The sequence below is a fragment of the Streptomyces glaucescens genome (assembly GCF_000761215.1).
GTDB lineage: Bacteria > Actinomycetota > Actinomycetes > Streptomycetales > Streptomycetaceae > Streptomyces > Streptomyces glaucescens_B.
Genome location: NZ_CP009438.1, coordinates 2,088,326 through 2,100,839 on the forward strand (window position 1 = coordinate 2,088,326; position 12,514 = coordinate 2,100,839).

7 protein-coding genes are annotated in these 12,514 nt (G+C 73.7%); 4 read left to right on the plus strand and 3 right to left on the minus strand.

Annotation, left to right across the window (positions count from 1 at the left end):
• Nucleotides 1-40: 40 nt before the first annotated feature.
• From SGLAU_RS09060 to SGLAU_RS09070, 3 genes are all read right to left on the minus strand, one after another.
• The gene (locus SGLAU_RS09060) at nt 41-1,501 is read right to left on the minus strand and encodes a glutamate synthase subunit beta (protein ID WP_043499969.1); all 1,461 of its coding nucleotides are present in this window, start codon (nt 1,499-1,501) and stop codon (nt 41-43) included.
• Nucleotides 1,494-6,086 carry a glutamate synthase large subunit gene (gltB, locus tag SGLAU_RS09065; RefSeq protein ID WP_078957645.1) on the minus strand — a complete coding sequence of 1,531 codons (4,593 nt, stop codon included), beginning with the start codon at nt 6,084-6,086 and terminating at the stop codon, nt 1,494-1,496. The genes SGLAU_RS09060 and gltB overlap by 8 nt, the downstream gene beginning before the upstream one ends.
• A gap of 400 nt (nt 6,087-6,486) precedes the next feature.
• Entirely contained in the window at nt 6,487-7,218 is a 732-nt protein-coding gene (locus SGLAU_RS09070; RefSeq protein WP_043499972.1) for a VIT1/CCC1 transporter family protein, read from the minus strand.
• Between the two features lie 262 nt (nt 7,219-7,480).
• Between SGLAU_RS09070 and SGLAU_RS09075 the strand changes: the two genes are divergently transcribed.
• From SGLAU_RS09075 to SGLAU_RS09090, 4 genes are read left to right on the plus strand one after another with little or no spacing between them, the layout of a single operon-like run.
• A complete protein-coding gene (locus tag SGLAU_RS09075; RefSeq protein ID WP_043499973.1) occupies nt 7,481-8,485 on the plus strand; it encodes an ADP-ribosylglycohydrolase family protein in 1,005 nt (334 codons plus the stop codon).
• The gene (locus SGLAU_RS09080; RefSeq protein WP_167551850.1) at nt 8,482-9,963 is read left to right on the plus strand and encodes an ADP-ribosylglycohydrolase family protein; all 1,482 of its coding nucleotides are present in this window, start codon (nt 8,482-8,484) and stop codon (nt 9,961-9,963) included. The genes SGLAU_RS09075 and SGLAU_RS09080 overlap by 4 nt, the downstream gene beginning before the upstream one ends.
• A gap of 7 nt (nt 9,964-9,970) precedes the next feature.
• Nucleotides 9,971-11,161 carry an ADP-ribosylglycohydrolase family protein gene (locus SGLAU_RS09085; protein WP_043499975.1) on the plus strand — a complete coding sequence of 397 codons (1,191 nt, stop codon included), beginning with the start codon at nt 9,971-9,973 and terminating at the stop codon, nt 11,159-11,161.
• Nucleotides 11,149-12,513: an ADP-ribosylglycohydrolase family protein gene (locus SGLAU_RS09090; protein ID WP_043499978.1), complete on the plus strand. Its 1,365-nt coding sequence runs from the start codon at nt 11,149-11,151 to the stop codon at nt 12,511-12,513. Before SGLAU_RS09085 ends, SGLAU_RS09090 begins: the two co-directional genes overlap by 13 nt.
• Nucleotide 12,514: the final 1 nt, after the last annotated feature.

Sequence of the window (12,514 nt, forward strand, 5' to 3'; positions counted from 1 at the left end):
GGGACGTGTGCGGGTGACCCTCGGGTCACCGTCGTGGCCGTCAGACCGTCAGCGCGCGGTCCGTCGGGCGGATCGGGGCCGGCAGCTCGCTGGCACCGGTCAGGAAGCGGTCCACGCCGCGGGCGGCCGAGCGGCCCTCGGCGATCGCCCACACGATGAGCGACTGGCCGCGGCCCGCGTCACCGGCGACGAAGACACCGGGCACGTTCGTCTGGAAGTCGGCGTCACGGGCGATGTTACCCCGCTCGTCGAGTTCCAGCCCGAACTGCTCGACCAGGCCGTTCTCCCGGTCGGTGCCGGTGAAGCCCATCGCCAGGGTGACCAGCTGGGCGGGGATCTTGCGCTCCGTGCCCGGCTTCTGGGTCAGCTTGCCGTCGACGAACTCCACCTCGACCAGGTGCAGCCACTGGACGTTGCCGTCCTCGTCGCCCTCGAAGTGGGTGGTGGAGACGGAGTAGACCCGCTCGCCGCCCTCCTCGTGGGCGCTGGTGACCTTGTACAGCATCGGGAAGGTCGGCCACGGCTGGTGCGGCGCGCGGTCCTCGCCCGGCTTCGGCATGATCTCCAGCTGCGTCACCGAGGCCGCGCCCTGGCGGTGGGCGGTGCCCACGCAGTCCGCGCCGGTGTCGCCGCCGCCGATGACCACGACGTGCTTGCCCTCGGCCGTGATGGGGGGCGCCACGAAGTCGCCCTCCTGCACCTTGTTGGCCAGCGGCAGGTACTCCATGGCCTGGTGGATGCCCTTGAGCTCGCGGCCCGGCACCGGCAGGTCGCGCGCGGTCGTCGCGCCGACCGCCAGGACCACCGCGTCGTACCGCTTCTTCAGGTCCGTCGCCTTCAGGTCTCGGCCGATCTCGACGCCGGTGCGGAAGCGGGTGCCCTCCGCGCGCATCTGCTCGATACGGCGGTTGATGTGCCGCTTCTCCATCTTGAACTCGGGGATGCCGTAACGGAGGAGGCCCCCGATGCGGTCCGCGCGCTCGTAGACGGCGACCGTGTGCCCGGCCCGGGTCAGCTGCTGGGCGGCGGCGAGGCCGGCCGGGCCCGAGCCGACGACGGCGACGGTCTTGCCCGACAGGCGCTCCGGGATCTGCGGGGCGACGTCCCCGGTCTCCCACGCCTTGTCGATGATCGACACCTCGACGTTCTTGATGGTGACCGGCGGCTGGTTGATGCCGAGCACACACGCCGACTCGCAGGGAGCCGGGCACAGCCGGCCGGTGAACTCCGGGAAGTTGTTGGTGGCGTGCAGGCGCTCCTGCGCGGCCGACCAGTCCTCGCGGTAGGCGTAGTCGTTCCACTCGGGGATCAGGTTCCCCAGCGGACAGCCGTTGTGGCAGAAGGGGATGCCGCAGTCCATGCAGCGGCTGGCCTGCTTGCTGATGATCGGCAGCAGCGAGCCGGGGACGTAGACCTCGTTCCAGTCCCGGACGCGCTCCTCGACGGGGCGGGACCTGGCGACCTCGCGGCCGTGGTTCAGAAAGCCCTTCGGGTCAGCCATTGATCGCCGCCTCCATCATCTTCTCGGTGATCTCGGACTCGGGGAGACCGGCTCGCTCGGCGGCGTCCTTGGCGGCGAGCACTGCCTTGTACGTACGGGGGATGATCTTGCTGAAGCGCTCGGCGGCGGAGTCCCAGTCCGCGAGCAGCTTCTCGGCGACGGTCGAGCCCGTCTCCTCGTGGTGGCGGCGCACCACGTCGTGCAGCCACTGCCGGTCGGACTCGTCCAGCGCCTCGACGGAGTCCAGGTTGCCGGCGTTGACGTTGTCGCGGTCCAGGTCGATGACGTAGGCGACACCGCCGGACATGCCGGCCGCGAAGTTGCGGCCCGTCTCGCCGAGGACCACCGCGTGGCCGCCGGTCATGTACTCGCAGCCGTGGTCGCCCACGCCCTCGGAGACCACCAGCGCGCCGGAGTTGCGGACGCAGAAGCGCTCGCCGACCTTGCCGCGCAGGAACATCTCGCCGCCGGTGGCGCCGTAGCCGATGGTGTTGCCGGCGATGACGCTGTACTCGGCGAGGTGGTCGGCGCCGCGGTCCGGGCGGACCACGATGCGGCCGCCCGAGAGGCCCTTGCCGACGTAGTCGTTGGCGTCGCCCTCCAGGCGCAGCGTGACACCGCGCGGCACGAAGGCGCCGAAGGACTGGCCGGCGGAGCCGGTGAAGGTGATGTCGATGGTGTCGTCGGGCAGGCCCGCGCCGCCGAACCGCTTCGTCACCTCGTGGCCGAGCATGGTGCCGACCGTGCGGTTGATGTTGCGGATGGCGACCTGGGCGCGCACCGGCTGGGCCGCGCCGGCGTCGCTCGCGGCGAGCGCGTCGGCGGCCAGCTTGATCAGCTCGTTGTCCAGCGCCTTCTCCAGGCCGTGGTCCTGGGCGACCAGGGCGTGGCGGACCGCGCCCTCGGGCAGCTCGGGGACGTGGAACAGCGGCTCCAGGTCCAGGCCCTGCGCCTTCCAGTGGTCGACCGCGCGCTCGACGTCCAGCACCTCGGCGTGGCCGACGGCCTCCTCGATGGAGCGGAAGCCCAGCTCGGCCAGCAGCTCGCGGACCTCCTCGGCGATGAACCGGAAGAAGTTGACGACGTACTCGGCCTTGCCGGAGAAGCGGTCGCGCAGGACCGGGTTCTGGGTGGCGATGCCGACCGGGCAGGTGTCCAGGTGGCAGACGCGCATCATGACGCAGCCGGAGACGACGAGCGGCGCGGTCGCGAAACCGAACTCCTCGGCGCCGAGCAGCGCCGCGATGACCACGTCGCGGCCGGTCTTCAGCTGGCCGTCGGTCTGCACCACGATGCGGTCGCGCAGGCCGTTGAGCAGCAGGGTCTGCTGGGTCTCGGCGAGGCCCAGCTCCCAGGGGCCGCCCGCGTGCTTCAGCGAGGTGAGCGGGGAGGCACCGGTGCCGCCGTCGTGACCGGAGATCAGCACGACGTCCGCGTGCGCCTTGGACACACCCGCCGCGACCGTGCCGACGCCGACCTCGGAGACCAGCTTGACGTGAATGCGCGCCCGGGGGTTGGCATTCTTCAGGTCGTGGATCAGCTGGGCCAGGTCCTCGATCGAGTAGATGTCGTGGTGCGGCGGCGGCGAGATCAGGCCGACGCCCGGCGTCGAGTGACGGGTCCTGGCCACCCACGGGTAGACCTTGTGGCCGGGCAGCTGGCCGCCCTCGCCGGGCTTGGCGCCCTGGGCCATCTTGATCTGGATGTCGTCGGCGTTGACCAGGTACTCGGAGGTGACGCCGAAGCGGCCGGAGGCCACCTGCTTGATCGACGACCGGCGCGCCGGGTCGTACAGGCGCTCCGGGTCCTCGCCGCCCTCACCGGTGTTGGACTTGCCGCCCAGCTGGTTCATGGCGATGGCGAGGGTCTCGTGCGCCTCCTTGGAGATGGAGCCGTACGACATGGCACCCGTCGAGAAGCGCTTGACGATCTCGGAGACCGGCTCGACCTCCTCGACCGGGATCGGCTTGCGGTCCGACTTGAAGCCGAACAGGCCGCGCAGCGTCATCAGCCGCTCGGACTGCTCGTTCACGCGCTCGGTGTACTTCTTGAAGATGTCGTAGCGGCCGGAGCGCGTGGAGTGCTGGAGGCGGAAGACCGTCTCCGGGTCGAACAGGTGCGGCTCGCCCTCGCGGCGCCACTGGTACTCGCCGCCGATCTCCAGCGCGCGGTGCGCGGGAGCGATGCCGGAGGCCGGGTAGGCCTTGGCGTGGCGGGCGGCGACCTCCTTGGCGATGACGTCGATGCCGACGCCGCCGATCTTGGTGGCGGTGCCGTTGAAGTACTTCTCGACGAAGGCCTGGTCCAGGCCGACCGCCTCGAAGACCTGGGCGCCGCGGTAGGAGGCGACGGTCGAGATGCCCATCTTGGACATGACCTTCAGCACGCCCTTGCCGAGGGCGTGGATGAGGTTGCGGATGGCCTGCTCGGGCTCGATGCCCGGCAGGAAGGTGCCCGCGCGGACCAGGTCCTCGACGGACTCCATCGCCAGGTACGGGTTGACGGCGGCGGCGCCGTAGCCGATGAGGAGGGCGACGTGGTGGACCTCGCGGACGTCGCCGGCCTCGACCAGCAGGCCCACCTGGGTGCGCTGCTTGGTGCGGATGAGGTGGTGGTGGACGGCCGCGGTGAGCAGCAGCGACGGGATCGGCGCGTGCTCGGCGTCGGAGTGCCGGTCGGACAGGACGATCAGCCGGGCGCCGTTCTCGATGGCGGCGTCGGCCTCGGCGCAGATCTCCTCGATGCGCGCGGCGAGCGCGTCCCCGCCGCCGGAGACCCGGTAGAGGCCGGAGAGGGTCGCGGCCTTCATGCCGGGCATGTCGCCGTCGGCGTTGATGTGGATGAGCTTGGCCAGCTCGTCGTTGTCGATCACCGGGAAGGGCAGCACGACGCTGCGGCAGGACGCGGCGGTCGGCTCCAGCAGGTTGCCCTGCGGGCCCAGCGACGAGCGCAGGGAGGTGACCAGCTCCTCGCGGATCGCGTCCAGCGGCGGGTTGGTGACCTGCGCGAAGAGCTGGGTGAAGTAGTCGAAGAGCAGCCGGGGGCGCTCGGAGAGGGCGGCGATCGGCGAGTCGGTGCCCATCGAGCCGATCGGCTCGGCGCCGCTCTTGGCCATGGGGGCCAGGATGACGCGCAGCTCCTCCTCGGTGTAGCCGAAGGTCTGCTGGCGGCGGGTGACCGAGGCGTGGGTGTGCACGATGTGCTCACGCTCGGGCAGGTCGCCCAGCTCGATCTCGCCGGCCTCCAGCCACTCGGCGTACGGCGCCTCGGCGGCCAGCTGGGCCTTGATCTCGTCGTCCTCGATGATGCGGTGCTCGGCGGTGTCGACGAGGAACATCCTGCCGGGCTGGAGGCGGCCCTTGCGGACCACCTTGGCCGGGTCGATGTCGAGGACGCCGACCTCGGAGCCGAGGACGACGAGGCCGTCGTCGGTGACCCAGTAGCGGCCGGGGCGCAGCCCGTTGCGGTCGAGCACGGCGCCGACCTGGGTGCCGTCGGTGAAGGTGACGCAGGCCGGGCCGTCCCAGGGCTCCATCATCGTGGAGTGGTACTGGTAGAAGGCGCGCCGGGCCGGGTCCATGGAGTCGTGGTTCTCCCACGCCTCCGGGATCATCATCAGCACGGAGTGCGGCAGCGAACGGCCGCCGAGGTGGAGCAGCTCCAGCACCTCGTCGAAGGACGCGGAGTCGGAGGCGTCCGGGGTGCACACCGGGAAGATGCGGTCCAGCTCGCGCTCGCCGAACAGGTCGGAGACGAGCTGGGACTCGCGGGCGCGCATCCAGTTGCGGTTGCCCTTGACGGTGTTGATCTCACCGTTGTGCGCGACGAACCGGTACGGGTGTGCGAGCGGCCACGAGGGGAAGGTGTTCGTGGAGAACCGGGAGTGCACGAGCGCGATCGCGGAGCCGAAGCGGCGGTCGGACAGGTCCGGGAAGAACGGCTCGAGCTGCCCGGTGGTCAGCATGCCCTTGTAGACGATGGTCCGCGCGGACAGCGACGGGAAGTAGACGCCCGCCTCGCGCTCGGCGCGCTTGCGCAGCACGAACGCCTTGCGGTCCAGGACGATGCCCGTGGACCGCCCGTCGGTGACGAAGAGCTGGCGGAAGACCGGCATGGTCGAGCGGGCGGTCGCGCCGAGCAGGTCGGGGGCGACCGGGACCTCTCGCCAGCCGAGGACCGTGAGGCCCTCCTCGCCGGCGATCGCCTCGATGCGCGAGACGGCGTCGGCGGTGCCGTCCTCCGGCAGGAAGGCGATGCCGACGGCGTAGGCACCGGCCTCGGGCAGCGGGAATCCGGCCACCTCGCGGAAGAAGGCGTCCGGCACCTGGGAGAGGATGCCCGCGCCGTCGCCGGAGTCCGGCTCGGAGCCGGTGGCACCCCGGTGTTCGAGGTTGCGCAGGACGGTGAGTGCCTGCTCGACCAGGGTGTGGGACGCCTCGCCGGTCAGGGTGGCGACGAAGCCGACGCCACAGGCGTCGTGCTCGTTGCGGGGGTCGTACATACCCTGCGCAGCAGGGCGAGCATCCATGAAGGACCAGTTCTGGCCATTCGCGGAGTGCTGGGACGGCTGGCGCGGCGTACGCATCGGCTCTCCCGTCGTCGTCATGTGGCTGGTGGTACCTCCCAGGCCCGTAGGGCTCTGGGGGAGCTGCCGAGGGACGACGTTGGCCCTCTGCGGATCTGCGATGAGATCAAAATTTCGTGCAGGTTACATGATGGAGCGGTTCTCGGGAACCGGATACTCCGTTCCAGCATGCGGACGCCGCGGTGGCGGCAGGTGCCGCGTTCGCGGCGGAGGTCTGGGGGACCGATGCGGACAGATCGGTGTCCGACGGCCCGTGGCGGGGGGAGCAGCGTCGCTCACCCCGCGGGTGCGCCGCAGGCCTCATTGCCCGAAGCGCTTACGGCTCATGCCCGGTGGCCGAACGTACGAAACCAACGAGTAACGGCTACTTATGCGGCCCATCGCATAAGTTCCAGCCGCGTCATCCTACGGCCACACCGAACGCCATGCCCAGGGCGTACGTCACACCGGCCGCGGCACCACCCAGCGCGAGCTGGCGCAGACCGCTGAACCACCAGCTCCGCGCGGTCACCTTGGCCACCACCGCACCGCACAGGAACAGGCCGAGCAGCGCGAGCAGCACGGCCGGCCACAGCGCGCTCGCCCCCAGCAGGTACGGCAGTACGGGCAGCAGGGCGCCCAGCGCGAAGGAGCCGAAGCTCGACACCGCGGCGACCAGCGGCGACGGCAGATCGCCGGGGTCGATGCCCAGTTCCTCGCGGGCGTGTATCTCCAGCGCCTGCTCGGGGTCCTCCGACAGCTGCCGCGCCACCTCCCGCGCGAGGCCCGGGTCGACATCGCGCGACACGTACAGCGCGGCCAGCTCCGCCTCCTCGTCCTTGGGGTGCCGGCGCAGCTCGCGCCGCTCCACGTCCAGCTCGGCCTCGACCAGCTCCCGCTGGGAGGCCACGGAGGTGTACTCGCCGGCCGCCATGGAGAAGGCGCCGGCGGCGAGGCCCGCGAGCCCGCTGATGACGACGGTGTGCTGACCGGCGGTGCCCCCGGCGACACCGGTCATCAGGGCGAGGTTGGAGACCAGGCCGTCCATGGCGCCGAAGACGGCGGGGCGCAGCCAGCCGCCGTTCACATCGCGGTGCGTGTGGTTGTCGCGGTGCGCCTCGTGCAGCGGCGCCTCGGTCTCGATGATGGCCATACCGGTCCCCCAGACAGCTTCTTTGGACTGCTTCTACTTTTTGACAACACCAAGACTACGCCTCCCCCTTCCCGCCCGCCAGCAAGGAAAGGCTGGGCTAACCTGCGGTTTTACCCTTCCGTGCTCATCCGTGCGCCTGTCCGCGCACATGTCGACCGGGTGATGCCGGGGCCCCTGAGGCTGCGCGGCGGGCCGCGCCGGGGGACAGTGCCCCAAAGGGCTCCCGCGCCGCCCCCGGCGCCCCTTGAGAGGAGAGGCCCGCATGGCATCGACCGCCTGCAGTCCCTCGGTCCCGGCGCCCGCGAACGCCGCCCGCCTGCGCGAACGCGCGCGCGGCGCGCTGCTCGGCCTCGCGGTCGGGGACGCGCTGGGCGCCCCCGCCGAGAACCTCAAGCCCTCACAGATCCGCGCCCGCTGGGGCCGCATCACCGGCTACGTCACCCACCCCCCGGCCGGCACCGACGACACCGAGTACGCGATCTTCTCCGGCCTGCTGCTCGCCCGGCACGGCCACGCGCTCACCCCGGCCCACGTGGAGGCCGCCTGGCACGAGTGGATCGCCGACCGCGCCGAGGGACCGTTCCGCGGCGCGGGGTTCAGCGAGCGCGGCACCCTGGAGAACCTGCGCCGGGGCCTCGCCGCCCCCATCTCCGCCCAGCACCGGCACGCCTGGAGCGACGGCCTCGCCATGCGCGCGGCCCCGCACGGCGTCTTCGCCGCGGGCCGCCCCGCGGAGGCCGCCCGCCTCGTCGCGATCGACGGCTCGGTCAGCCACGACGGGGAGGGCATCTACGGCGGGCAGGCGGTCGCGGCGGGCGTCGCGGCGGCGATGGCGGGCGCCGAGCCCATCGCCGTCGTCGCCTCCGCCCTCGCCGTGGTCCCCGACGACTCCTGGACGGCCCGCTCGCTGCGGCGCGCGGTGACCGCGGCCCACCGGGGGGAACGCGCGGTCCGCTCCGCCGTCGTCATCGGCGGCTACCCCTGGACCGACCTCGCCCCCGAGGCGGTCGCGCTGGCCTTCGGCGCCTACGCCGCCGCCGACGGCGACTTCAAGGAGGCGGTCCTGACCGCCGTCAACATGGGCCGCGACGCCGACACCACGGCCGCCGTGGCGGGCGCCCTGGCGGGCGCGACCCAGGGCGCGTCCGCGATCCCCGGGGACTGGGCGACCGCCATCGGCCCGGCCCGCGGCAGCTGTCTCCCCTCGATGGCGGGCCACCACGTCCTGGACGTGGCCGACCTGGTGGCACCGGAGGTGACCCCATGACCCCACCGGCCCCGTGGGACGGCGCCACCCCCGTGAAGGACGCCGCGGAGTCCCCGGCCACGGCCCCCGGGAGACCCCTGCTGCCACCGGCCCCCGACCCCCCGCCCACCGTCGGCGATCCGCCGCCCCCCTCACCCGCACCCGGCGGCACCCCCCGCACGACCCCGCACGCCCCCCACCCCGCACCCGCCGGCGGCGGTCGTCCGCCGAAGGCGCCGCCCGCCCCCGGCGGCGGAGGCAGCACGGGTGGTGCGGGCGGCAGCGAGCAACCGGCGGAGCGCGAGGACGCACCCGAGACCCCCGCCACGGCGCGCGGCCCGCGGACCCCCCGCCCGGCGCCCGCCGCGGACCCCCCGCGCACCACCGGCCACCGCATCGAGGGCCTGCTCCTCGGCCTGGCCGCGGGTGACGCCGCGGGCTGGCCCGCCGCCCGGCACCGCGCCGCCCGCATGCCCGGCTGGACCCGCCGCCTCACCCGCGAGCTGGACACCTTCGCCGAGCACAACGCCACCACGACCCTCCCCGTCCCGATCGCCCTGAACCAGCCCCCGGAGCCCCTGCGTCTCGGCCCGTCCGACGACGCCGAATGGGCGGTGTTCGCCGCGGAGGCGGTCCTGCGGGCCGGTGACGACGCCGTCCTCGGCGACCTGAGCCGGGACCGGCGCATGCGCGCCGCCATCGACCTCACCTGGAGCGCCGTGGCGAGCGAGGTCGCCGCGGCGGCCGAGCGCGCACCCGAGGTGGAGTCCGCCGTCCTCCCCCTGCGCGCCCGCATCTCGGTGCGCGCGGGTCTCGGCAACCTGGCCGCGGGCCTGCGCCCGCCCGCCACCGGCCACGACAATCCGCACTACTTCGACGACGCGGCCTGCGTCCGCGCCTGCGTCCTCGCGGTGGCCCACCCCGGCGATCCCGCGGGCGCCGCCGCCCTCGCCGAGTTCGACGCCCGCTACACCCAGGACGGCGACGGGGTGCACGGCGCCCGCGCGATGGCCGCCGCGGTGGCGCTCGCGCTGTCCGGGGCCGGCCCCGGCGCCTGCGCGACGGCCGCCCTCGGCGAGCTGCCGGAGGAGACGGAGATCGGCCGCAACGCCCGCCACGCCCTGCGCCTGGCGGCGGACGCGGACAGCGCCTTCGCCCTGATCCCGCTGCTGGAGCACCAGATCGTCGACCACGTCTACAGCTACGGCATCGCCGCCGCCGAGACCGTCCCGGTGGCCCTCGCGCTCGCGGTCGCCGCCCGCGGCCGTATCGCGGAGGCGGTCCCCGCGGCGGCCTGCCTGTCCCGGGTCGCCGACTCGGCCCCGGCCCTCGCGGGCGCCCTCACGGGCGCGCTGGGCGGCGGCGCGGCGATCCCCGCGTCCTGGCGGGACGCCTGCCGTCTGCTGCCGGGCTGTGTGCTGCCCCGGCTGACCGGCACCGACCTGGTGGAACTCGCCGGACTCCTGGAAGCCGCGCAACCGGCCCCGCCAGGAGGATGATTTGGGCATGACTCCCAAAAGAGAAGAATGCCGAGGAGACGGGAGCCGGGCGGAGTCCCTGGCCGAACGGATCACCGGCGCGCTGGTCGGGGCCGCCGTCGGCGACGCCCTCGGCGGCCCCGTGGAGGGCTACTCCCCCGACCAGATCCTCGAACGCCACGGCGGCCGGGTGCACGGCGTCGTCGGTCCCTGGAACGGCGACGCCTGGCGCACCGCCCGCCCCATCGCGCCGTACCACAAGGGCGACGGCCACGTCACCGACGACACCCTGATGACGCACGCGCTGGTCCGCGTGTACGCGACGGTCCGCGACCACCTGGACGCCTACGCGATCGCCGGCCACCTGGTGCCGGACCTGATGACGACCCCGCGCTGGATCCCCGAACTGGAGGCCGAGGCCCTGCCGTTGCACCGCCTCTTCCTGGCCGAGAAGTGGCTCGTCGCGCGGATCCACTACGGCCACGCGGACCCCCGCGAGGCAGGCGTCGGCAACATCGTCAACTGCGGGGCGGCGATGTACACGGCGCCCGTCGGCCTGGTCAACGCGGCCCATCCGGCGGGCGCGTACGCGGAGGCGCTGGACGTCGCGGGCGCCCACCAGTCGTCGTACGGCCGGGAGGCGGCCGGGGTGTTCGCGGCGGCGGTGGCCGCGGCCTGCGCCCCCGGCGCGACCCCGGACGCGGTGGTGGCCGCCTGCCTGTCCCTGGCGAAGGACGGCACCCGCGCGGCGATCGAGCGGGTCTGCGAGACGGCCGCCCGCCACACCGACTTCGAGTCGGCGCTGGTCCCGCTGCGCGCGGCGGTGGCCCCGTACGACACGGTCGGCCCCGACTACCGCAACCCGTCCCTGGGGGCCCGCCGCCCCTCCCGGCTGCACGCGATCGAGGAGCTGCCCATCGCGCTGGGCATGCTGCTGGTGGCGGGCGGCGACTACCGCCACGCGGTGCTCGGCGCGGTCAACTACGGCCGCGACTGCGACTCCATCGCCACCATGGCCGGCGCGCTGGCCGGCGCCCTCGGCTCCCCGGTCCCACAGGAGTGGGCGAAGACCGTCGCCGAGGCCAGCCGGCTGGACCTGCACGAACCGGCCCGCGTCCTCACCGAGGTGACCCGGGAGGTCTTCACCCGTGACGTACGGCGCCGCCGCGCCCACGAGGCGGCGTTCGCCGCGCTGGGAGGCCCCGCATGCTCCGGCTGACCTGGGTACAGCCCGAGGACCTGCTCGGCCACGAACTGCGCCAGGCCGCCCAGGACGGCCGCGAGCCCTCGGCGGTCGCCGAGCGCTGGAAGGCGGCGGGCGGCTGCGAGGCCCCCGCCCGGGCCGGCGCCTCCCCCCAGCCGTGCTCCCGCTACCTGCGCCTGCTCGCGGAGGACCTGCTGGACGAACTGGCCGACCTGCCCAGCAGCCTGGCCGACCGGGAACCGACGGACCTGGACCGGATCGTCTCCCTGTGCCCGCACTGGCCGTCCGCACCGGCCCCCGCTCCCCCGGCGGACCTGCTCCCCCGGCTGCACGCCGCCTGGCTGGGCCGGGCCGTCGGCTGCCTGCTCGGCAAGCCCGTGGAGAAGCTCCCCCTCGACGGCATCCGCCAACTGGCCCGCGCCACCGGCAACTGGCCCCTGAGCGGCTACTTCACGGCCCGTGGCCTGCCCGCCGACCTCGCCGCCGAGTACCCCTGGAACCGCCGCTCGGCCACCACCTCCCTCGCCGAGAACATCGACGGCATGCCCGAGGACGACGACCTCGACTACCCCCTGCTCAACCTGCTCCTGCTGCGGCGCCACGGCCGGGACTTCACCACCGAGGACGTGGCCGCCCTCTGGCTCGACCTGCTCCCCGCCGGCCGGGCCTTCACCGCCGAGCGCGTCGCCTACCGCAATCTGCTCTGCGGCCTCGAACCCCCGCGCACCGCCCGCCACCGCAATCCGTTCCGCGAGTGGATCGGCGCGCTGATCCGCGCCGACGTGCACGGCTGGACGAACCCGGGCGACCCCGCCCGCGCCGCCGCCCAGGCGCACCGCGACGCCACCCTCACCCACACCGCCAACGGCGTCTACGCGGCGATGTTCACGGCCGCCGTCATCGCCCGCGCCGCCACCGGCACGGCCGACGTCCACGCCTGCCTGCGCACCGGCCTCACCGTGGTCCCGCCCGGCTCCCGGCTGGCCCGCGCGGTGCGGCACGCCCTGGAACTCGCCGCCACGCACGACGACTTCGACACGGTCGTGGACGAACTGCACACCGCCCACCGGGGCGCCCACTGGGTGCACGCCGTCCCCAACACCGCCCTGATCGCCGCCGCTCTCACCCACGCCGGCGGCGACTTCACCGGCTCCGTCTGCCGGGCGGTGTCCGGCGGCTGGGACACCGACTCCAACGGCGCCACGGCGGGCAGCGTCGCCGCCCTGCTGGCCGGCACCCCGGACGCCCTGCCCGAGCGCTGGACGGCCCCGCTGAAGAACCGCCTGACCACGTCGCTCGCCGGCTTCGACGGCAGCGGGTTCGACGCCCTGGCCCAGCTCACCCTCCAGGAGGCGATGCGCCCATGAC

Excerpts from the sequence above, each read along its gene's own strand:
- SGLAU_RS09080 (WP_167551850.1), top strand. The coding sequence starts at position 8,482 with ATGACCCCACCGGCCCCGTGGGACGGCGCCACCCCCGTGAAGGACGCC.
- SGLAU_RS09090 (WP_043499978.1), top strand. The coding sequence starts at position 11,149 with ATGCTCCGGCTGACCTGGGTACAGCCCGAGGACCTGCTCGGCCACGAA.
- gltB (WP_078957645.1), bottom strand. The coding sequence starts at position 6,086 with ATGCGTACGCCGCGCCAGCCGTCCCAGCACTCCGCGAATGGCCAGAAC.
- SGLAU_RS09085 (WP_043499975.1), top strand. The coding sequence starts at position 9,971 with ATGACTCCCAAAAGAGAAGAATGCCGAGGAGACGGGAGCCGGGCGGAG.
- SGLAU_RS09075 (WP_043499973.1), top strand. The coding sequence starts at position 7,481 with ATGGCATCGACCGCCTGCAGTCCCTCGGTCCCGGCGCCCGCGAACGCC.
- SGLAU_RS09070 (WP_043499972.1), bottom strand. The coding sequence starts at position 7,218 with ATGGCCATCATCGAGACCGAGGCGCCGCTGCACGAGGCGCACCGCGAC.
- SGLAU_RS09060 (WP_043499969.1), bottom strand. The coding sequence starts at position 1,501 with ATGGCTGACCCGAAGGGCTTTCTGAACCACGGCCGCGAGGTCGCCAGG.